The sequence below is a fragment of the gamma proteobacterium symbiont of Lampromicra miyakona genome, assembly GCF_059730895.1.
In genome coordinates this window covers 3,123,649-3,145,467 of sequence record NZ_AP035932.1, presented here as the reverse complement: position 1 = coordinate 3,145,467, position 21,819 = coordinate 3,123,649, and the positions used below count along the sequence as shown (strand labels likewise).

At 56.7% G+C, this 21,819-nt stretch carries 16 protein-coding genes, 1 tRNA gene and 2 rRNA genes; 11 read left to right on the top strand and 8 right to left on the bottom strand.

Annotated features, from left to right (window positions below; translation table 11 throughout):
• Window positions 1-22: 22 nt before the first annotated feature.
• From dnaE to AC6I8P_RS14800, 6 genes are all read left to right on the top strand, one after another.
• Window positions 23-3,505, top strand: coding sequence for a DNA polymerase III subunit alpha (gene dnaE, locus AC6I8P_RS14825; RefSeq protein WP_264441616.1), 3,483 nt, complete (start codon window positions 23-25; stop codon window positions 3,503-3,505).
• 12 nt (window positions 3,506-3,517) lie between these two features.
• The gene (gene accA, locus AC6I8P_RS14820; RefSeq protein ID WP_021507476.1) at window positions 3,518-4,477 is read left to right on the top strand and encodes an acetyl-CoA carboxylase carboxyl transferase subunit alpha; all 960 of its coding nucleotides are present in this window, start codon (window positions 3,518-3,520) and stop codon (window positions 4,475-4,477) included.
• A 213-nt stretch (window positions 4,478-4,690) separates the two neighbouring features.
• The gene (locus AC6I8P_RS14815; RefSeq protein WP_058770580.1) at window positions 4,691-6,841 is read left to right on the top strand and encodes a lysine decarboxylase LdcC; all 2,151 of its coding nucleotides are present in this window, start codon (window positions 4,691-4,693) and stop codon (window positions 6,839-6,841) included.
• Window positions 6,842-6,916: 75 nt separating this feature from the next.
• Window positions 6,917-7,306, top strand: coding sequence for a VOC family protein (locus AC6I8P_RS14810; RefSeq protein WP_498030696.1), 390 nt, complete (start codon window positions 6,917-6,919; stop codon window positions 7,304-7,306).
• Window positions 7,307-7,360: 54 nt separating this feature from the next.
• Window positions 7,361-8,659, top strand: a complete 1,299-nt coding sequence (gene tilS, locus AC6I8P_RS14805; protein ID WP_498030695.1) for a tRNA lysidine(34) synthetase TilS — start codon at window positions 7,361-7,363, stop codon at window positions 8,657-8,659.
• Between the two features lie 15 nt (window positions 8,660-8,674).
• Window positions 8,675-8,983: a c-type cytochrome gene (locus AC6I8P_RS14800; RefSeq protein ID WP_058780481.1), complete on the top strand. Its 309-nt coding sequence runs from the start codon at window positions 8,675-8,677 to the stop codon at window positions 8,981-8,983.
• Window positions 8,984-9,022: 39 nt separating this feature from the next.
• Here the strand turns inward: AC6I8P_RS14800 and rof are convergent, their stop codons facing one another.
• The gene (gene rof / locus AC6I8P_RS14795; RefSeq protein WP_021507471.1) at window positions 9,023-9,286 is read right to left on the bottom strand and encodes a Rho-binding antiterminator; all 264 of its coding nucleotides are present in this window, start codon (window positions 9,284-9,286) and stop codon (window positions 9,023-9,025) included.
• On the bottom strand, window positions 9,273-9,473 hold the full coding sequence (locus AC6I8P_RS14790; RefSeq protein ID WP_021507470.1) for a YaeP family protein: 201 nt from the start codon (window positions 9,471-9,473) through the stop codon (window positions 9,273-9,275). Before AC6I8P_RS14790 ends, rof begins: the two co-directional genes overlap by 14 nt.
• A 216-nt stretch (window positions 9,474-9,689) precedes the next feature.
• Here AC6I8P_RS14790 and arfB point away from each other — a divergent pair, with 216 nt between their 5' ends.
• Window positions 9,690-10,100 (top strand): alternative ribosome rescue aminoacyl-tRNA hydrolase ArfB, encoded by a 411-nt coding sequence (arfB, locus tag AC6I8P_RS14785; RefSeq protein WP_021507469.1) that lies wholly within the window; start codon window positions 9,690-9,692, stop codon window positions 10,098-10,100.
• 32 nt (window positions 10,101-10,132) lie between these two features.
• On the opposite strand, the gene proS is transcribed toward arfB, so the two are convergent.
• The 6 genes from proS to metN form a co-directional block, all read right to left on the bottom strand.
• The gene (proS, locus tag AC6I8P_RS14780; RefSeq protein WP_058759538.1) at window positions 10,133-11,851 is read right to left on the bottom strand and encodes a proline--tRNA ligase; all 1,719 of its coding nucleotides are present in this window, start codon (window positions 11,849-11,851) and stop codon (window positions 10,133-10,135) included.
• Window positions 11,852-11,942: 91 nt separating this feature from the next.
• A complete protein-coding gene (gene tsaA / locus AC6I8P_RS14775) occupies window positions 11,943-12,650 on the bottom strand; it encodes a tRNA (N6-threonylcarbamoyladenosine(37)-N6)-methyltransferase TrmO (RefSeq protein WP_059012941.1) in 708 nt (235 codons plus the stop codon).
• Window positions 12,647-13,048 carry an envelope stress sensor lipoprotein RcsF gene (rcsF, locus tag AC6I8P_RS14770; RefSeq protein WP_021507466.1) on the bottom strand — a complete coding sequence of 134 codons (402 nt, stop codon included), beginning with the start codon at window positions 13,046-13,048 and terminating at the stop codon, window positions 12,647-12,649. Before rcsF ends, tsaA begins: the two co-directional genes overlap by 4 nt.
• 127 nt (window positions 13,049-13,175) lie before the next feature.
• Window positions 13,176-13,991, bottom strand: coding sequence for a MetQ/NlpA family lipoprotein (locus AC6I8P_RS14765; protein ID WP_498030694.1), 816 nt, complete (start codon window positions 13,989-13,991; stop codon window positions 13,176-13,178).
• A 37-nt stretch (window positions 13,992-14,028) separates the two neighbouring features.
• Window positions 14,029-14,682: a methionine ABC transporter permease MetI gene (locus AC6I8P_RS14760; RefSeq protein WP_021507464.1), complete on the bottom strand. Its 654-nt coding sequence runs from the start codon at window positions 14,680-14,682 to the stop codon at window positions 14,029-14,031.
• Window positions 14,675-15,706, bottom strand: a complete 1,032-nt coding sequence (gene metN, locus AC6I8P_RS14755; RefSeq protein ID WP_104094481.1) for a methionine ABC transporter ATP-binding protein MetN — start codon at window positions 15,704-15,706, stop codon at window positions 14,675-14,677. Before metN ends, AC6I8P_RS14760 begins: the two co-directional genes overlap by 8 nt.
• 188 nt (window positions 15,707-15,894) lie before the next feature.
• Between metN and gmhB the strand changes: the two genes are divergently transcribed.
• From gmhB to AC6I8P_RS14735, 4 genes are all read left to right on the top strand, one after another.
• Window positions 15,895-16,455: a D-glycero-beta-D-manno-heptose 1,7-bisphosphate 7-phosphatase gene (gene gmhB, locus AC6I8P_RS14750; RefSeq protein ID WP_238561161.1), complete on the top strand. Its 561-nt coding sequence runs from the start codon at window positions 15,895-15,897 to the stop codon at window positions 16,453-16,455.
• Between the two features lie 408 nt (window positions 16,456-16,863).
• A 16S ribosomal RNA gene (locus AC6I8P_RS14745) occupies window positions 16,864-18,405 on the top strand.
• An 88-nt stretch (window positions 18,406-18,493) separates the two neighbouring features.
• Window positions 18,494-18,568: transfer RNA gene (locus AC6I8P_RS14740), tRNA-Glu, on the top strand.
• A gap of 214 nt (window positions 18,569-18,782) precedes the next feature.
• Window positions 18,783-21,688 (top strand): 23S ribosomal RNA (locus AC6I8P_RS14735).
• Together the 16S and 23S rRNA genes with 1 tRNA gene alongside form the textbook arrangement of a ribosomal RNA operon.
• Window positions 21,689-21,819: the final 131 nt, after the last annotated feature.

The following is a 21,819-nucleotide window of genomic DNA, read 5'->3' as shown; positions in this document are numbered from 1 at the left end:
GCTGTTTTAACCGGAAACTGATATGGCTGAACCTCGTTTTATACATCTGCGCGTACACAGCGATTACTCCATGGTCGATGGTCTGGCCAAGACCGGGCCGCTGGTAAAAAAGGCGGCCGCGCTCGGCATGCCCGCCATTGCCATCACCGACTACACCAACCTGTGCGGGCTGGTGCGCTTTTATGGCAGCGCGCACAGCGCCGGTATCAAACCGATCGTCGGGGCCGACTTCCAGGTGGCCAGCGATTTGATGGGCGATGAGCTGACGCAGCTCACCGTGCTGGCCGCTAATAACACCGGTTACCAGAATCTGACGCTACTGATTTCGCGCGCTTACCAGCGCGGATACGGTATCGCCGGACCGATTATCGATCGCGACTGGCTCCTGGAGCTGGGCGAAGGGGTGATTCTGCTGTCGGGCGGACGGCGCGGCGACGTTGGTCGCAGCCTGCTGCGCGGCAATAACGCGCTGGTGGCGCAGTGCCTGAGTTTCTACCAGCAGCATTTTCCCAACCGCTATTACCTGGAACTGACGCGCACCGGCCGGCCAGACGAAGAGGCGTATCTGCACGCCGCGGTGGAACTGGCGATCGCTGAATCGGTGCCGGTGGTGGCCACCAATGAAGTCTGCTTCCTGAATGAAGAAGATTTCGATGCGCACGAAATCCGCGTAGCGATTCACGACGGCTACACGCTGGACGATCCCAAACGTCCGCGCAACTACAGTCCTCAGCAATATATGCGCAGCGAAGAGGAGATGTGCGAGCTGTTCTCGGACATCCCGGAAGCGCTGGAAAACAGCGTAGAGATTGCTAAGCGTTGTAACGTCACGGTGCGCCTCGGCGAATACTTCCTGCCGCAATTCCCGACCGGCGACATGTCGACCGAAGATTTTCTGGTGATGAAGTCGCGCGAAGGGCTGGAGGAGCGCCTGGCGTTTCTCTTCCCGGATGAGCAGGTGCGTGCTGAACGCCGGCCGGAGTATGACGAGCGTCTCGACATCGAGCTCAACGTCATTAACCAGATGGGTTTCCCCGGCTACTTCCTGATCGTGATGGAGTTTATCCAGTGGTCGAAGGACAACGGCATTCCGGTCGGGCCGGGGCGTGGTTCCGGCGCCGGTTCGCTGGTGGCCTACGCGCTGAAAATTACCGATCTCGATCCGCTGGAGTTTGACCTGCTGTTCGAACGTTTCCTTAACCCGGAACGTGTCTCGATGCCCGACTTCGACGTCGACTTCTGCATGGAAAAACGTGACCAGGTGATCGATCACGTGGCTGAGATGTACGGCCGCGATGCGGTGTCGCAGATTATCACCTTTGGTACCATGGCGGCGAAAGCGGTGATTCGCGACGTCGGCCGGGTGCTGGGGCATCCGTACGGCTTTGTTGATCGCATCTCAAAACTGATCCCGCCGGATCCCGGCATGACGCTGGAAAAAGCGTTCCAGGCGGAACCGCAGCTGCCGGAGATCTACGAAGCTGACGAAGAGGTCAAAGCGCTGATCGATATGGCGCGCAAGCTGGAAGGGGTCACGCGTAACGCTGGCAAGCACGCCGGTGGCGTGGTCATTGCGCCGACCAAAATCACCGATTTTGCGCCGCTGTACTGTGATGAGAACGGCCAGTTCCCGGTCACCCAGTTCGATAAAAACGACGTGGAATACGCCGGACTGGTGAAGTTTGACTTCCTCGGCCTGCGCACGCTGACCATCATCGACTGGGCGCTGAAGATGATCAATCCGCGGCGCGAAAAGCAGGGTTTACCGCCGATCGATATCGCCGCCATCCCGCTGGATGACAAAAAAAGCTTCGACATGCTGCAACGCTCGGAAACCACCGCGGTATTCCAGCTTGAATCGCGCGGCATGAAAGATCTGATCAAGCGCCTCAAGCCGGACTGCTTCGAAGATATGATCGCACTGGTAGCGCTGTTCCGTCCGGGGCCGCTGCAGTCGGGCATGGTCGATAACTTTATTGACCGTAAGCACGGCCGTGAAGCCATCTCTTACCCGGATATTCAGTGGCAGCATGAGAGCCTGAAGCCCGTGCTGGAGCCGACCTACGGCATCATCCTCTATCAGGAACAGGTGATGCAGATTGCGCAGGTGCTGTCCGGCTATACGCTGGGCGGCGCGGATATGCTGCGTCGTGCCATGGGTAAAAAGAAGCCGGAGGAGATGGCCAAGCAGCGTTCGGTGTTCCAGGACGGTGCTGAGAAGATGGGTATCAACGGCGAACTGTCGATGAAAATCTTCGATCTGGTGGAGAAGTTCGCAGGCTACGGCTTTAACAAGTCGCACTCTGCTGCTTATGCGCTGGTCTCCTATCAGACGCTGTGGCTGAAAGCGCACTATCCGGCCGAGTTCATGGCGGCGGTGATGACCGCCGATATGGATAACACCGAGAAGGTGGTTGGACTGGTGGATGAGTGCTGGCGCATGGGGCTGAAAGTGCTGCCGCCAGACATTAACTCCGGGCTCTATCCGTTCCACGTCAACGATGACGGGGAGATCGTGTACGGCATCGGCGCCATCAAAGGCGTGGGTGAGGGGCCGATCGAAGCGATCCTCGAAGCGCGTAATCAGGGCGGCTACTTTAAAGAGCTGTTTGATCTCTGCGCGCGCACCGACACCAAAAAGATCAACCGTCGCGTGATGGAAAAACTGATCATGTCCGGCGCGTTCGATCGTCTTGGCCCGCACCGCGCCGCGTTGATGAGCGCGCTGGGTGACGCCCTGAAGGCGGCGGATCAGCATGCCAAAGCCGAAGCGACGGGACAGGCGGATATGTTCGGCGTGCTGGCCGAAGAGCCCGAGCAGGTTGAGCAATCTTATGCGGCCATTACGCCGTGGCCGGAACAGGTGCAGCTGGATGGCGAGCGTGAGACGCTCGGTCTGTATCTCACCGGCCATCCGATCAATCAGTATCTGAAAGAAATTGAGCGCTACGTTGGCGGCATGCGCCTGAAAGACATGCATCCAACAGAACGTGGTAAAGTGACCGTTGCGGCCGGGCTGGTGATTGCCGCTCGCGTCATGGTCACCAAGCGCGGCAACCGAATTGGTATCTGTACTCTTGACGACCGCTCTGGCCGTCTCGAGGTGATGTTATTTACCGATGCGTTAGATAAATACCAGCAGCTGCTGGAGAAGGACCGTATCCTGATCGTCAGTGGACAGGTCAGCTTTGATGACTTTAGCGGTGGGCTTAAAATGACCGCCCGGGAAGTCATGGACATCGACGAAGCGCGGGAAAAATACGCGCGCGGACTTGCTATCTCGCTGACGGACAGGCAAATTGATGACCAGCTTTTAAACCGTCTCCGCCAGTCTCTGGAGCCTCATCGCTCCGGGACCATTCCGGTGCATCTCTATTATCAGAGAGCAGATGCGCGGGCGAAGCTGCGCTTTGGTGCAGCGTGGCGTATTTCGCCCAGCGATCGTTTACTCAACGATTTGCGGTCGTTAGTAGGGTCGGAGCAGGTGGAACTGGAGTTTGACTAAAACAGGAACATTATGAGTCTTAATTACCTGGATTTTGAACAGCCAATCGCTGAACTGGAAGCGAAAATCGACTCGCTGAAATCGATTGGTCGTTCGGATGAGAAACACGATATTAATCTGGATGAAGAAGTGCAGCGTCTGCGCGAGAAAAGCGTTGAGCTGACCCGTAAAATCTTCTCCGATTTGGGTGCATGGCAGGTTGCGCAGCTGGCGCGCCATCCGCTGCGTCCTTATACGCTGGACTATGTCCGCAATGCGTTTGACGATTTTGACGAGCTGGCCGGTGACCGCGCCTATGCCGATGATAAAGCCATTGTCGGCGGCATCGCTCGTCTGGATGGGCGTCCTGTGATGGTCATTGGCCATCAGAAAGGCCGCGAAACCAAAGAGAAAATCCGGCGTAACTTCGGTATGCCAGCACCCGAGGGCTACCGTAAAGCGCTGCGTCTGATGGAGATGGCCGAGCGCTTTAAGATGCCACTGATCACCTTCATCGACACGCCGGGTGCCTATCCGGGCGTGGGCGCGGAAGAGCGCGGTCAGTCTGAAGCGATTGCCCGCAACCTGCGCGAGATGTCAGGCCTGAAGATCCCGGTGATCTGTACCGTGATCGGCGAAGGCGGCTCCGGCGGCGCGCTGGCGATTGGCGTTGGCGATAAAGTGAATATGCTGCAGTACAGCACCTATTCGGTGATCTCACCGGAAGGCTGTGCATCAATTCTGTGGAAGAGCGCTGACAAAGCGCCACTGGCCGCAGAAGCGATGGGCATCACCGCCGGACGTCTGAAAGAGCTGAAGCTGATCGATTCGATCATCCCGGAACCGCTGGGCGGCGCGCACCGTCATCCGGTGGACATGGCGGCAGCGCTCAAGCAGCAGCTGCTGGCCGATCTGGCCGATCTCGATGTGCTGAGCACGGAAGAGCTGCTCAACCGCCGCTATCAGCGTCTGATGAGCTACGGCTACGCGTAAGCGCCGAAAAGCCTTCACAGAAGCGGACCCCGGTCCGCTTTTTTTATGCCTGTTTTCCGCGATCAGGCTTGAGTTCCCTGTAGATGCGCCATTCATGTCGACCTGAGATGCATCGCTGGCAAACATCAGGCCAACAACGGCGCTATTCCGGAACATTCACCCGCCACTTTTCGCTATCCTTATTCCGTGCCACAACACCACAGGAGGTGAGCATTGAATATTATTGCGATCATGGGACCGCACGGCGCGTTCTACAAAGATGAACCGATTCGCGAACTGGACGCGGCGCTGAAGCTGCAGGGTTTCCAGACCGTTTATCCCAACAATGCCAGCGACCTGCTGAAACTGATTGAACACAACCCGCGCGTCTGCGGGGTGATATTTGACTGGGACGACTACAGCCTGGCGCTGTGCAGCGACATCAATCAGCTTAACGAATCACTGCCGCTGTATGCCTTCATCAACACCCATTCGCAGATGGATGTCAGCATTAATGAAATGCGCATGGCGCTGCACTTCTTCGAATACGCGCTCAACGCCGCTGACGATATCGCACTGCATATCCGGCAGTACACCGATGAGTACATCGACAAAATTATGCCGCCGCTGACCAAAGCGCTGTTCACCTACGTCAAAGAGGGGAAATACACCTTCTGCACGCCGGGCCACATGGGCGGTACGGCGTTTCAGAAAAGCCCGGTCGGCAGCCTGTTCTATGATTTCTTCGGCGCCAACACGCTGAAAGCGGATGTTTCGATCTCGGTCACTGAACTGGGCTCGCTGCTCGATCACACCGGTCCGCACCTCGAAGCAGAAGAGTATGTGGCGCGCACCTTTGGCGCTGAGCAGAGCTATATGGTCACCAACGGCACGTCGACCTCGAATAAAATCGTCGGAATGTACGCCGCACCGGCCGGCAGCACGGTATTGATTGACCGTAACTGCCACAAATCGCTGACGCATCTGCTGATGATGAGCGACATCATCCCCATCTGGCTCAAACCAACGCGCAACGCGCTGGGCATTTTGGGTGGCATCCCTAAGCGCGAATTCACCCGCGACAGCATCCAGCAGAAAGTTAACGATACCCCGCGCGCCAGCTGGCCGGTGCATGCGGTCATCACCAACTCAACCTACGACGGCCTGCTGTATAACACGCAATACATCAAACAGACGCTGGACGTGCCGTCCATCCATTTCGATTCCGCCTGGGTGCCATACACCAATTTTCACCCTATCTACAGCGGCAAAAGTGGCATGAGCGGCGAGCGCATTCCCGGCAAAGTGATCTATGAAACCCAGTCGACCCACAAACTGCTGGCGGCGTTCTCACAGGCGTCGCTGATTCACATCAAGGGCGATTACGATCACGACACCTTCAACGAAGCCTACATGATGCACACCACCACCTCGCCGAGCTACGCGATCGTCTCTTCGATTGAGACCGCAGCGGCGATGCTGCGCGGTAATCCGGGCCGGCGGCTGATTAATCGCTCGGTGGAGCGCGCACTGCATTTTCGCCGCGAGATCCAGCGGTTGCGCGAAGAGTCTGACGGCTGGTTCTTTGATATCTGGCAGCCGGAACAGGTGGATGAAGCCGAATGCTGGCCGATTCAGCCGGGCGACGAGGCGTGGCACGGCTTTACCCACGCCGATCGCGATCATATGTACCTTGATCCCATCAAAGTCACCATTCTCACGCCGGGCATGAGCGAACTGGGCCAGATGGCGGAAGAGGGCATTCCGGCCGCGCTGGTGGCGAAATTCCTCGACCAGCGTGGCATCGTGGTGGAGAAGACCGGACCGTATAACCTGCTGTTCCTGTTCAGCATTGGCATCGATAAAACCAAAGCGATGAGCGTGCTGCGCGGGCTGACGGAGTTCAAACGTGCCTACGATCTCAACCTGCGGGTAAAAAACATGCTGCCGGATCTCTATGCTGAAGATCCTGACTTCTACCGTAATATGCGCATCCAGACGCTGGCGCAGGGCATTCATCAGCTGATCCTGCAGCACGATTTGCCGCGTCTGATGCTGCGGGCATTTGACGTTCTGCCGGAGATGAAGATGACGCCGCACCAGGCGTTTCAGCGGCAGGTGCAGGGACAGGTGGAAACCGTGGACATTCGCGAGCTGGTCGGGCGGATTTCAGCCAACATGATCCTGCCTTATCCGCCAGGCGTGCCGCTGGTGATGCCGGGCGAGATGATTACCGAACAGAGCCGGGCGGTGCTGGATTTCCTGCTGATGCTCTGTACCATCGGGCGGCACTATCCCGGCTTTGAAACGGATATTCACGGTGCCACGCTCACCGACGACGGTCGCTATCTGGTGCGCGTGCTGCGCGACGAGCCTGCGCGCTAACTTCAGATAATTGCCTCTTTTCAGCGCCGCGCCGGGCACGTAGGCTAAGCGGCTCAGAATACTTTCGGAGCCGCTATGCTGCAGATAAAACAGATCCACCACATCGCCATTATTGCCACCGATTATCAGCGCAGTAAGGCGTTTTACTGCGACGTGCTGGGCTTTGAGCTGCTGGGTGAATACTATCGCGCTGAGCGCGACTCATGGAAAGGCGATCTTAGCCTTAATGGCGTCTATACCATTGAGCTGTTCTCGTTTCCTGCGCCGCCGCCGCGCGTCAGCGGGCCGGAAGCGTGCGGGCTGCGCCATCTGGCGTTTTGTGTGGATGATGTCGAACAGTCGGTTGCCGCGCTGGCAGAAAAGGGCGTGGTGTGCGAGCCGATCCGCATCGATGCTCTCACCGGTAAAGCCTGCACCTTCTTCCCCGATCCGGACGGTTTGCCGCTGGAGCTGTATCAGGCGTAAAATAGCGCGCGCAGTGAGCCGCAATCCGGCGGTTCACCTCAACGGAATGCGTGCATGTCCTTTTCTCATCTTGCTGCGCTGCTGCCAGCCGATGCCCGCTGCGTGCTGGCATTCAGCGGCGGGCTCGATTCCAGCGTTCTGCTGCATCAGTTAGTGAGCTGGCAACGCCAGCAGCCGCAGCTGCGCGTGCGCGCATTACACGTGCATCATGGTTTAAGCCCCAACGCCGATCGCTGGGCGGCGCACTGCCAGCAGCAGTGTCAGCAGTGGCACATTCCCTGCGAGGTGCTGCGCGTGCAGGTGGACGCTCGCGCCGGCGGTATCGAAGCCGCAGCCCGCACGGCGCGCTATCAGGAGTTATTCACTCACCTGCAACCCGGTGAGTACTTACTTACTGCTCAGCACCTCGATGACCAGGCTGAAACGCTGCTGCTGGCGCTGAAACGCGGCAGTGGTCCGGCTGGTCTGGCGGCGATGCCGCAGCAGCGGCAGGTTAACGGCCACTGGCATCTGCGCCCGTTGCTTAACCTCAGCCGTCAGCAGCTGGAAGCTTACGCTGTCGGGCACCAGCTGGACTGGATTGACGATGAGAGCAACGCTGACCGTCGCTACGATCGCAATTTCCTGCGCCAGGAGGTGCTGCCGCTGCTGCAGGCGCGCTGGCCGCACTTCAGCGCGGCCAGTGCCCGCAGCGCAGCGCTGTGCGGTGAGCAGGAGCAACTGCTGGATGAGCTGCTCAGCGAGCAGCTTGCGCAACTGACCGATGCCCAGGGCGCGCTGCATTTTCCGCCGCTGCTGGCCTGTAGCGAGGCGCGACGGCACGCGCTGCTGCGGCGCTGGATTGGCGAACGCGGTGGTGCAATGCCCGCGCGCGACGCGCTGCAGCGCATTACCGACGAGGTGATGCACAGCCGTGAAGATGCGCAGCCGTGTCTGCGCTTTGGCGCGCACGAACTGCGGCGCTACCGGGAACGGCTTTACTGGCTGCCGCGACAGCACTCACTGAGTCAGCACTCGCTAACCTGGCAGCCGCTGACGCAGCCATTAATTTTGCCTGATGGGCTGGGTGAACTGCGCGCCAGCCTGGCGCAGGCGGAACTGCGCCAGCCGGCGGCGGATGAACAGGTTATTGTGCGCTTTCAGGCCCACGGCTATCACCATGTTGTTGGCCGGGCTGGTGGTCGCGAAATGAAAAAACTGTGGCAGGAGCTGGGCGTCCCGCCTTGGCAGCGCGAACGCATTCCGTTGATTTACTACAACCAGACGCTGATTGCTGCGCCGGGGCTGTTTATCACCCGCGCAGGCGCGGCGGGCGAGACGCAAGGCTGGCAGGCGATCTGGTCAACACCCTAAAAAGGAACAGCAATGATGAAACAGTGGATTGTCGCGGCGCTACTGGCTGCTGCGCTGCCGGCGTTTGCGCAGGGCGACGTCAGGGCCGGCGCGCAGAAAGCCGCCAGCTGTATGGCATGCCATGGCGCGGAAGGTAAGAGCGCGGTGCCGCTTTACCCTAATCTGGCCGGGCAGCATGCACCTTACCTGCTGCATTCGCTGCAGGCCTACAAAAAAGGCGAGCGCAGTGGCGGTCAGGCAGAGGTGATGAAAGCCTTTGTGGCCGGGTTGAGCGATCAGGATATGGATGATTTAGCGGCGTACTACGCTTCGCTGCAGCCTTAAGCGAGGTGGGCGGGAACAGCTTTCCCGCCCGGGGAGAGATTATTCGTCTTCGCTGACGATAACGGTGCCCAGCTCAGGATGGCTGAAGCTGGCGATGTGGTCGAGACGCAGCTCGCGCGTTTCACCGGAGAGGTCGACCGCAAGATACTCGACGTTTTTACGTGAGACCATGTCCACGGCTTTCGCTTTCAGCTGGTCGCCGTTTTTGAGCTCCAGCGACAGCGTCCAGTGTTTGGTACAGGCGAGCTCGAGGTTGTCGTAGTCATCACAGTTGATGGGTTTGTAGGCTTCATTCGTCAACATAGTCGCTCACCAATAAGTTTGCAGCGGCATACGCTGCCTGTTCCCTGACAGAAGAGTTTAGCGCAGAATTAGCGGCAATATCATTGAGTGCTTTCAGTGCGCATCCGATCGCGTCTGGCACATACCCCAGGTCGCCGCTGCCAATCCCGGCATACTTCTGGCGAACTAACTCACAATACTTTTGCACATACACCTCCTCAGCAGAGCATCAATACTCTGGTTGATATGCGACTATATCACAGGGGTTCGCTGGAAATCAGCCAGGGGGCGCAGGGAAGGTGGCAAAGAAAGGGCAAAAAGTGACAGCCAGCACTGGTCTCAGCCAGACTGGCGGCGCACAAAAGGTTAAGTTGATGAACAGGTTATTTCCGGATACAACCGCGCTGATAACGGCAGGTGGCAGATGATTGTGCTGTCACGTAGTGTTTCAATTGCGGACAATGAAGTGGAGCTCAGTGCCATTCGCGCTCAGGGCGCGGGCGGCCAGCACGTCAATAAGACGTCGACCGCTATCCATCTGCGCTTCGATATTCACGCCTCGTCGCTACCGCCGTTTTATAAACAGCGGCTGCTGGAGGCGAACCACCATTTGATCAGCGCCGATGGCGTGGTGATTATCAAAGCGCAGGAGTATCGCAGCCAGGAGATGAACCGTGAAGCGGCGCTGCAGCGGCTGATCAACCTGATACGCGAGCTGACAACGGTGGAGAAAGTGCGCCGCGCGACGCGCCCGACGCGGGCGTCCAGAGAGCGGCGGCTGGAAGGTAAATCACGACGCAGCAATGTGAAGGCGCTGCGCGGCAAGCTACGCTAAAAAAAACGCCTCCGGCAGGAGGCGTCAGGGGATTACTTGTTGAGTGCGCGGCTGAGGAAGTCGACGATGTCGTGCTGCTTAATCATCTGCTTCTCGCTGGCGGCGCGGGCTTTGTACTCGATCTCCTGGTTATCCAGGTTGCGGTCGCCAATTACAATAGTGTGCGGTACGCCAATCAGTTCCATATCGGCGAACATCACGCCCGGACGCTCTTTACGATCGTCAAGAATGACGTCGATGCCTTTGGCACGCAGCTCGTTGTACAGCTGTTCCGCCAGCTCTTTCACGCGGAAGGATTTGTGCATGTTCATCGGCAGAATCGCCACTTCGAACGGTGCCAGCGCCGCTGGCCAGATAATCCCGCGCTCGTCGTGGTTCTGTTCGATAGCCGCCGCCACGACGCGGGTGATACCGATACCGTAGCAGCCCATGGTCATGATCTGGTTGCGACCATCTTCACCCTGTACCGCTGCTTTCATCGCGTCCGAATATTTGGTGCCGAGCTGGAAGATGTGGCCGACTTCAATGCCGCGCTTAATCATCAGCACGCCTTTGCCATCCGGGCTCGGATCGCCTTCTACCACGTTACGAATATCTTCTACGCGTGCTTCTGGCAGATCGCGGCCCCAGTTGATGCCGGCATAGTGCTGGCCATCAATGTTGGCACCTGCCGCGAAGTCACTCATTTTTGCCACGGTGCGGTCAGCAATCACCGGGATGGTCAGACCGACCGGACCGAGAGAACCAAAACCGGCACCGATGGCGGCGCGAATCTCTTCCTCGCTGCCCATTTCCAGTGGCGCGGCCACAATGTCCAGATGCTCGGCTTTGATTTCGTTGAGCTCGTGGTCGCCGCGTAACAGCAGCGCAACCAGCGAATGACCGCTCTCTTCGCTGGCTTTCACGATCAGCGTTTTCACCGTTTTTTCTACCGGGATCTGGTGCTGTTCGACCAGCTCGGCGATGGTTTTCGCGTTTGGCGTGGCGAACTGCGTCAGCGCCTGCGTTGCCGCCGGGCGCTCACCGGCAGGTGCCAGCGCCTCGGCTTTCTCAATGTTGGCAGCATAATCGGACTCGCTGGAGAAGATCACATCATCTTCACCGCTCTGCGCCAGCACCTGGAACTCATGCGAGCCGCTGCCGCCAATCGAACCGGTATCGGCCTGTACGGCGCGGAAATCCAGCCCCATGCGGCTGAAGCTCTGGCTGTAGGCGCGGTACATCGCATCGTAAGTTTCCTGCAGCGACTCCTGCGAGGTGTGGAACGAATACGCATCCTTCATGATGAATTCGCGCGAACGCATCACGCCAAAACGCGGGCGTACTTCATCACGGAATTTGGTCTGGATCTGATAGACGTTGAGCGGCAGCTGCTTATAGGAGCTCAGCTCGTTGCGGATCAGGTCGGTGACCACTTCTTCATGGGTCGGACCCAGCACAAACGGACGTTCGTGGCGGTCTTTAATGCGCAGCAGCTCCGGGCCGTACTGCTCCCAGCGACCGCTCTCTTCCCACAGATCGGCTGGCTGAACCACCGGCATGGAGATCTCAATCGCACCGGCGTTGTTCATCTCTTCGCGCACGATGTTTTCAACTTTTCGCAGCACGCGAATACCGGTCGGCAACCAGGTATAGAGACCGGAAGCCAGTTTGCGGATCATACCGGCGCGCAGCATCAGCTGGTGGCTGATCACTTCAGCATCGGAAGGCGTCTCCTTCAGGGTGGAGAGCAGATATTGAGTAGTACGCATTAATTTACGATTCCAGTTGTACGGAAGGATACGAACAAAAAATTTGCTGGCGGCTAGTGTACCAGCGAGATCCGTCACTCAAAAGCTTGTTTTAGCGCGGATCGAGCGCGATCACCTCGGTTCCCGCCGCGTCAATGCGCCAGCGCACATTAAAGTCGAGCAGCCAGGCGGCATATTCACGGCCGGGGCTTTCACCTTTGCGATAAGCCGGACGCGGATCCTGCGCCAGCACTTCAGTGATAAAGCGCGCCAGCTGCGGGTAATGGCGTTGCTGCTGCTGCAGCTGCTGCTGCGCCTGTGCAGAGAAACGCACCGGCATGCTGGCGTCGGGCGCGCTCTGAGCGAACCCCCCGCGCGCCTCAGGCAGCGCTTCGGCGAAGGGCAGGTAAGGCTTGATATCCACCACAGGGGTGCCGTCCACCAAATCGAGGCTGCCTAATTGCAGAATCACCTGTTGCTGCTCACAGCGGATGCCTTTGAGCTCAACCAGCGACATGCCGATAGGATTGGGGCGAAAGGTCGAGCGGGTGGCAAATACGCCCATGCGGGCATTACCGCCGAGGCGCGGCGGGCGTACGGTTGGGCGCCAGCCGCCTGCCATGGTCTGGTGAAAGACGAACAGCACCCACAGATGGCTGAATGCCTCCAGTCCACGCACCGCTTCAGGCTGATTGTACGGCGCCAGCAGATGCAGTTCGCCACCGCCGTCCTGCACCAGACCCGGCTGGCGCGGTACGGCAAATTTCTCTTTCCACGGCGAACGGATCACGCCGATTTGCGCAAAGGCAAATTCACTCATTGATTCGAAACTTTCAGCGCAGAGCCCTGGCATACGGCCTGGCGATAGCAGCCCGGTGTGCTGGAGACAATTTCACACTTGTGCAGCAGCACGGCGTTGGCTTTCATGCCGGCCGCTTTAATCTGCAGGCGTTTACGCGCGGTATTGAGGTTCGGCGGCGAGTCCTGGGTGCTGCTCTGGCAATCATCACCCGACACTTCGCCCAGATCTCGGAACGGATTGCTGACCAGATCGGTCGCATCGGTATAGATCTTCACCGGGGCTGGACGCGCAGCCGGTTTGCGCTGAGGTTCGCTGGTTGATTGCTGCGGGCGAGACGGAGCACTGCTTATTGGGTGATATTCACGCACGCACCCGGTCAGCATCAATGCCAACAAGCAGAGCGGTAAAAAACGCATGGCAACATCCTCATGTAATAAAAAGTGGCGTTATTGAAACAAGGACGACCAGAAATAACAAGTCAGCTGCCACATGCTGAAATAGAAAGGGCGGCCGAAGCCGCCCTGCACCGCATGAAAGGGATAATTACCAGCCTTTCACTGCGCCGCCGTTGAAGATTTTGTTGGCGGCTTCAGACACTTCGTCTGACTGATAAGCCTCAACAAACTTCTTCACATTCTCCGCGTCTTTGTTGTCTTCGCGGCTAACGATCAGGTTCACGTACGGCGAGTCTTTATCTTCGACAAAGATGCCGTCCTTCGCCGGGGTCAGGCCAATCTGGCTGGCGTAAGTGGTGTTGATCACCGCCAGCGCAATCTGCTGATCGTCGAGTGAACGTGGCAGCTGTGGCGCTTCCAGCTCAACAATCTTCAGGTTCTTTGGATTCTCAGTGATATCCAGTGAGGTTGGCAGCAGGCCCACGCCATCTTTCAGTTTGATCAGGCCCACTTTCTGCAGCAGCAGCAGAGAACGACCGAGGTTGGTTGGATCGTTCGGGATAGCGATCTGCGCACCGTTCTGCAGCTCATCCAGCGATTTGATTTTTTTCGAGTAGCCAGCAATCGGATAAACGAAGGTGTTGCCGACCGTCACCAGTTTGTAACCGCGGTCTTTGATCTGCTGATCGAGGTACGGCTTGTGCTGGAAGGCGTTAACGTCAATATCGCCTTTGCTCAGCGCTTCGTTAGGCAGCACGTAATCGTTAAAGGTAACCAGTTCAACATCGAGACCGTATTTCTCTTTCGCGACTTTCACGGCAGTTTCCGCAACCTGCTGTTCAGCCCCGACAATCACACCCACTTTAATGTGGTTGGGATCTTTCTCTTTCTGATCGCATCCTGCCAGCGCAATCGCGCCAATCAGAGCACCCACAGCGGCAATCTTTTTAAATGTGAAAGACATATCCTTTCCTTAATAGAGGACTATTGATGTTGTTTGCTTATTTATGTGACACCGCACGCACGATGCGGTCACCACAGAACTGAATTAAATACACCAGCACCACCAGCAAAATCAGCACGGTATTCATCACGGTGGCGTTATAGCCGATGTAACCATACTGATAGCCAATCTGGCCCAGACCGCCCGCGCCCACAGCACCGCCCATGGCGGAGTAGCCCACCAGCGTAATCAGGGTAATTGTAGCGGCATTCACCAGCCCTGGCAGCGCTTCCGGCAGCAGCACCTTACGCACGATCTGCAGCGGTGTGGCACCCATGGCGCGCGAGGCTTCAATCAGTCCGGTCGGCAACTCAAGCAGCGCGTTCTCCACCATACGGGCGATAAACGGCGCCGCGCCCACGGTCAGCGGAACGATAGCCGCCTGCAGGCCAATGGAGGTGCCGACGATGGCGCGGGTAAACGGAATCATCCACACCAGCAGGATAATAAAAGGAATAGAACGGAAAATATTGACGATGGCTGACAGCACGCGATACAGCGCAGTGTTGGCCAGAATCTGCCCCGGACGCGTGACGTACAGCAGAACGCCAACCGGCAGGCCAAGCACAAAGCCAAAGAAACCAGAAACGAAGGTCATCATCAGCGTTTCCCAGACGCCACGCGTCAGTAACCACAGCATCGCTTCAGACATAACCCAGCACCTCTACTTTCACATGATTTTCTTTCAGCCAGGCAATAGCGGCTTGTGTATCTGTTTCACTGCCGTCCATTTCGGCCAGCATGATGCCGAACTTCACGCCACCGGCGTAATCCATCTGGGCACTGATAATGTTGTTATTGACGTTGAAACGGCGCGCGGCTTCTGACAGCAGCGGCGCATCGACCGATTTACCGGTGAACTCCAGCCGCAGCAGCGGCACGCTCTCGCTGCCCGCGCTCGCCTGCATGCGCTGCTGGTAATCATCCGGAATATCCAGATGCAGCGTTGACTGAATAAACTGCTGGGCCAGGGGCGTTTTCGGGTGCGAGAACACTTCGCTGACGCTGTCTTTTTCAATCAGTTCGCCGTTGCTGATCACCGCTACCTGATCGCAGATGCGTTTCACCACATCCATCTCGTGGGTGATAAGCAGAATAGTGATGCCGAGCCGACGGTTGATGTCTTTCAGCAGCTCCAGAATCGAGCGGGTGGTGGCCGGGTCCAGCGCGCTGGTGGCTTCATCACACAGCAGGACCTTCGGATTGCTGGCCAGCGCACGGGCAATTGCGACGCGCTGTTTCTGACCGCCGGACAGATTCGCCGGCCAGCTGTCGTGTTTGTCCGCCAGACCGACCAGCTCCAGCAGTTCGCTGACGCGCTTTTTGATCGCCTCGCGTGACAGGTTACCCAGCTCAAGCGGCAGCGCAACGTTGCCCGACACGGTGCGGGAGTTCATCAGGTTGAAGTGCTGGAAGATCATGCCAATCTGGCGGCGCGCCAGTGTTAACTGCCCGGAAGAGAGCGCGGTGAGATCCTGACCGTCAACCAGCACGCGACCGGATGTCGGGCGCTCCAGCAGGTTGACGCAGCGGATGAGCGTACTTTTACCGGCACCGGATGAACCGATGACGCCATAAATTTGTCCGGCAGGCACGTGCAGGCTAACGTTTGACAACGCCTGAATAGTGCGTGAACCCTGCTGGAACACTTTGGTTATATTTTCGAGTATAATCATTAGTTTAATTGTTATCGTGTTGCGTTGTCCGTGGTGTATCGGTCTTCGCGCCGCCGGGGCAGGCGAAATCTGGATGGATGGTAAGGCATCCAGACGGCTAAATCAATCAAAGTCATTCAATCTGCCATTCTCACGGTACGCGCAATCATGCGATACTGCGCGGCACTATTTGCAGCAGGAGTTTCTACGTGGCGAACCCAGTCCCGGCTATTTTTCTCGATCGTGATGGCACCCTGAATGTCGATCACGGCTATGTTCATGAGATCGATAATTTTCAGTTTATTGATGGCACCATTGAAGCGCTGCAGGCGTTAAAGAAGATGGGCTACGCGCTGGTGCTGGTGACCAACCAGTCTGGCATCGCGCGCGGCATGTTTACCGAAGATCAGTTTATGCAACTCACCGAGTGGATGGACTGGTCGCTGGCCGATCGCGATGTCGATCTCGACAGCATCTATTTCTGTCCGCATCTGCCAGATGCAACGGTCGTGGAGTACCGCCAGACTTGCGATTGCCGCAAGCCGCAACCGGGCATGCTGCTTTCGGCACAGAAACACCTGAACATCGATATGGCGGCTTCTTATATGGTGGGCGATAAGCTGGAAGATATGCTGGCAGCGCAGGCGGCAGGTGTGGGAACCAAAGTGCTGGTGCGCAGTGGTAAGCCGGTCACCGCCGAAGGCGAAGCGGCTGCGGATTGGGTGATTGATAGTCTCGCAGAGCTGCCGGCGCGCATGAAAAAGGCCTGAAATCAGGCCTTCTGCACAAATCTTAAGCGAACAGTAAAAAAGTTGAAATTTGCACTTGCGCTTCCATAAGTTCGCCCTATAATGCGCCACCACTGAGACGGCAAAGCGGCAACGCAGGCGGCTCAGCAGGGCGTGAAGCGATTCACCCCGCCGGAGAAAAACGCTAAAAAAAGTGTTTGACTCTGAAGGAGGAAAGCGTAATATACGCCACCTCGCGACAGCAGGCCGAACGCCGCGTCGCACCGCTCTTTAACAATTTATCAGACAATCTGTGTGGGCACTCGCAGGATTGATATCACAAGCCTACGGGCTTTAAAAAATATCAAGTCTTTGCTGAGTGAGCACGTAATTCATTACGAAGTTTAATTCACAGAGCATCGCTGCACTCGTTGCAGCAAATCAAACTTTAAATTGAAGAGTTTGATCATGGCTCAGATTGAACGCTGGCGGCAGGCCTAACACATGCAAGTCGAACGGCAGCACAGAAGAGCTTGCTCTTTGGGTGGCGAGTGGCGGACGGGTGAGTAATGTCTGGGAAACTGCCCGATGGAGGGGGATAACTACTGGAAACGGTAGCTAATACCGCATAACGTCGCAAGACCAAAGTGGGGGACCTTCGGGCCTCACACCATCGGATGTGCCCAGATGGGATTAGCTAGTAGGTGGGGTAATGGCTCACCTAGGCGACGATCCCTAGCTGGTCTGAGAGGATGACCAGCCACACTGGAACTGAGACACGGTCCAGACTCCTACGGGAGGCAGCAGTGGGGAATATTGCACAATGGGCGCAAGCCTGATGCAGCCATGCCGCGTGTATGAAGAAGGCCTTCGGGTTGTAAAGTACTTTCAGCGGGGAGGAAGGCGGTGAGGTTAATAACCTTGCCGATTGACGTTACCCGCAGAAGAAGCACCGGCTAACTCCGTGCCAGCAGCCGCGGTAATACGGAGGGTGCAAGCGTTAATCGGAATTACTGGGCGTAAAGCGCACGCAGGCGGTCTGTTAAGTCAGATGTGAAATCCCCGGGCTTAACCTGGGAACTGCATTTGAAACTGGCAGGCTTGAGTCTCGTAGAGGGGGGTAGAATTCCAGGTGTAGCGGTGAAATGCGTAGAGATCTGGAGGAATACCGGTGGCGAAGGCGGCCCCCTGGACGAAGACTGACGCTCAGGTGCGAAAGCGTGGGGAGCAAACAGGATTAGATACCCTGGTAGTCCACGCCGTAAACGATGTCGACTTGGAGGTTGTGCCCTTGAGGCGTGGCTTCCGGAGCTAACGCGTTAAGTCGACCGCCTGGGGAGTACGGCCGCAAGGTTAAAACTCAAATGAATTGACGGGGGCCCGCACAAGCGGTGGAGCATGTGGTTTAATTCGATGCAACGCGAAGAACCTTACCTGGCCTTGACATCCAGAGAACTTAGCAGAGATGCTTTGGTGCCTTCGGGAACTCTGAGACAGGTGCTGCATGGCTGTCGTCAGCTCGTGTTGTGAAATGTTGGGTTAAGTCCCGCAACGAGCGCAACCCTTATCCTTTGTTGCCAGCGGCTCGGCCGGGAACTCAAAGGAGACTGCCGGTGATAAACCGGAGGAAGGTGGGGATGACGTCAAGTCATCATGGCCCTTACGGCCAGGGCTACACACGTGCTACAATGGCGCATACAAAGAGAAGCGACCTCGCGAGAGCAAGCGGACCTCATAAAGTGCGTCGTAGTCCGGATTGGAGTCTGCAACTCGACTCCATGAAGTCGGAATCGCTAGTAATCGTAGATCAGAATGCTACGGTGAATACGTTCCCGGGCCTTGTACACACCGCCCGTCACACCATGGGAGTGGGTTGCAAAAGAAGTAGGTAGCTTAACCTTCGGGAGGGCGCTTACCACTTTGTGATTCATGACTGGGGTGAAGTCGTAACAAGGTAACCGTAGGGGAACCTGCGGTTGGATCACCTCCTTACCTGAAGATACTTTCCCGCGAAGTGCTCACACAGATTGTCTGATAGAAAAGTAACGAGCAGGACGGCTGCGAAGTCGTGACACTTTGTGTCCCCTTCGTCTAGCGGTTAGGACTCCGCCCTTTCACGGCGGCAACAGGGGTTCGAATCCCCTAGGGGACGCCACTGCTTGGTGACAGGTGAAAGGTGTCTCCACAGAATATCTCAAAACTGACGGTAACGTCGTGTTTGAGATATTGCTCTTTAACAATCCGGAACAAGCTGAAAATTTGAAACGACGCGTCGCGTTCATTCTCCGTAATAAGAATGAAATGGCGATGCGTTCGGGTCTCTCAAATGCTTGCAGTCCGCAGCGTTGCAAAACGCCTGTGGGTTGTGAGGTTAAGCGACTAAGCGTACACGGTGGATGCCCTGGCAGTCAGAGGCGATGAAGGACGTGCTAATCTGCGAAAAGCGACGGTAAGGTGATATGAACCGCTACAGCCGTCGATGTCCGAATGGGGAAACCCAGTGTGTTTCGACACACTATCGTTAACTGAATACATAGGTTAACGAGGCGAACCGGGGGAACTGAAACATCTAAGTACCCCGAGGAAAAGAAATCAACCGAGATTCCCCCAGTAGCGGCGAGCGAACGGGGAGCAGCCCAGGACCTGAATCAGCTTGTGCATCAGTGGAAGCGTCTGGAAAGTCGCGCGATACCGGGTGACAGCCCCGTACACGAAGATGCATGAGCTGTGAGTCCGACGAGTAGGGCGGGACACGTGGTATCCTGTCTGAATATGGGGGGACCATCCTCCAAGGCTAAATACTCCTGACTGACCGATAGTGAACCAGTACCGTGAGGGAAAGGCGAAAAGAACCCCGGCGAGGGGAGTGAAACAGAACCTGAAACCGTGTACGTACAAGCAGTGGGAGCCTACCTGTTAGGTGACTGCGTACCTTTTGTATAATGGGTCAGCGACTTATATTCTGTAGCAAGGTTAACCGCATAGGGGAGCCGAAGGGAAACCGAGTCTTAATTGGGCGTTAAGTTGCAGGGTATAGACCCGAAACCCGGTGATCTAGCCATGGGCAGGTTGAAGGTTGGGTAACACTAACTGGAGGACCGAACCGACTAATGTTGAAAAATTAGCGGATGACTTGTGGCTGGGGGTGAAAGGCCAATCAAACCGGGAGATAGCTGGTTCTCCCCGAAAGCTATTTAGGTAGCGCCTCGTGAACTCATCTCCGGGGGTAGAGCACTGTTTCGGCTAGGGGGCCATCCCGGCTTACCAACCCGATGCAAACTGCGAATACCGGAGAATGTTATCACGGGAGACACACGGCGGGTGCTAACGTCCGTCGTGAAGAGGGAAACAACCCAGACCGCCAGCTAAGGTCCCAAAGTCATGGTTAAGTGGGAAACGATGTGGGAAGGCACAGACAGCCAGGATGTTGGCTTAGAAGCAGCCATCATTTAAAGAAAGCGTAATAGCTCACTGGTCGAGTCGGCCTGCGCGGAAGATGTAACGGGGCTAAACCATGCACCGAAGCTGCGGCAGCGACACTATGTGTTGTTGGGTAGGGGAGCGTTCTGTAAGCCGCTGAAGGTGTGCTGTGAGGCACGCTGGAGGTATCAGAAGTGCGAATGCTGACATAAGTAACGATAAAGCGGGTGAAAAGCCCGCTCGCCGGAAGACCAAGGGTTCCTGTCCAACGTTAATCGGGGCAGGGTGAGTCGACCCCTAAGGCGAGGCTGAAAAGCGTAGTCGATGGGAAACAGGTTAATATTCCTGTACTTGGTGTTACTGCGAAGGGGGGACGGAGAAGGCTAGGTTATCCGGGCGACGGTTGTCCCGGTTTAAGCGTGCAGGTGTGAAGACCAGGCAAATCCGGTCTTCTTTAACACTGAGGCGTGATGACGAGCCGCCACGGCGGTGAAGTAACTGATGCCCTGCTTCCAGGAAAAGCCTCTAAGCTCCAGGTAACACGAAATCGTACCCCAAACCGACACAGGTGGTCAGGTAGAGAATACCAAGGCGCTTGAGAGAACTCGGGTGAAGGAACTAGGCAAAATGGTGCCGTAACTTCGGGAGAAGGCACGCTGGCGCGTAGGTGAAGGGACTTGCTCCCGGAGCCGAAGCCAGTCGAAGATACCAGCTGGCTGCAACTGTTTATTAAAAACACAGCACTGTGCAAACACGAAAGTGGACGTATACGGTGTGACGCCTGCCCGGTGCCGGAAGGTTAATTGATGGGGTTATCCGCAAGGAGAAGCTCTTGATCGAAGCCCCGGTAAACGGCGGCCGTAACTATAACGGTCCTAAGGTAGCGAAATTCCTTGTCGGGTAAGTTCCGACCTGCACGAATGGCGTAATGATGGCCAGGCTGTCTCCACCCGAGACTCAGTGAAATTGAAATCGCTGTGAAGATGCAGTGTACCCGCGGCAAGACGGAAAGACCCCGTGAACCTTTACTATAGCTTGACACTGAACATTGAGCCTTGATGTGTAGGATAGGTGGGAGGCTTTGAAGCGTGGACGCCAGTCTGCGTGGAGCCAACCTTGAAATACCACCCTTTAATGTTTGATGTTCTAACGTAGGCCCGTAATCCGGGCTGCGGACAGTGTCTGGTGGGTAGTTTGACTGGGGCGGTCTCCTCCCAAAGCGTAACGGAGGAGCACGAAGGTTGGCTAATCCTGGTCGGACATCAGGAGGTTAGTGCAATGGCATAAGCCAGCTTGACTGCGAGAGTGACGGCTCGAGCAGGTGCGAAAGCAGGTCATAGTGATCCGGTGGTTCTGAATGGAAGGGCCATCGCTCAACGGATAAAAGGTACTCCGGGGATAACAGGCTGATACCGCCCAAGAGTTCATATCGACGGCGGTGTTTGGCACCTCGATGTCGGCTCATCACATCCTGGGGCTGAAGTAGGTCCCAAGGGTACGGCTGTTCGCCGTTTAAAGTGGTACGCGAGCTGGGTTTAGAACGTCGTGAGACAGTTCGGTCCCTATCTGCCGTGGGCGCTGGAGAATTGAGGGGGGTTGCTCCTAGTACGAGAGGACCGGAGTGAACGCACCGCTGGTGTTCGGGTTGTCATGCCAATGGCACTGCCCGGTAGCTAAGTGCGGAAGAGATAAGTGCTGAAAGCATCTAAGCACGAAACTTGCCCCGAGATGAGTTCTCCCTGACCCTTTAAGGGTCCTGAAGGGACGTTGAAGACGACGACGTTGATAGGCCGGGTGTGTAAGCGCAGCGATGCGTTGAGCTAACCGGTACTAATGACCCGTGAGGCTTAACCTTACAACGCCAGAGGCGTTTTGGTCCGAGAGACCGAAAGAATTTTCAGCTTTGTTCACCGGATTACGTCCAGTGGATTTTGTGCTGTGACAAGGCGGCACGCGAGACGACGTGAAGGAGCATACACGAGTATG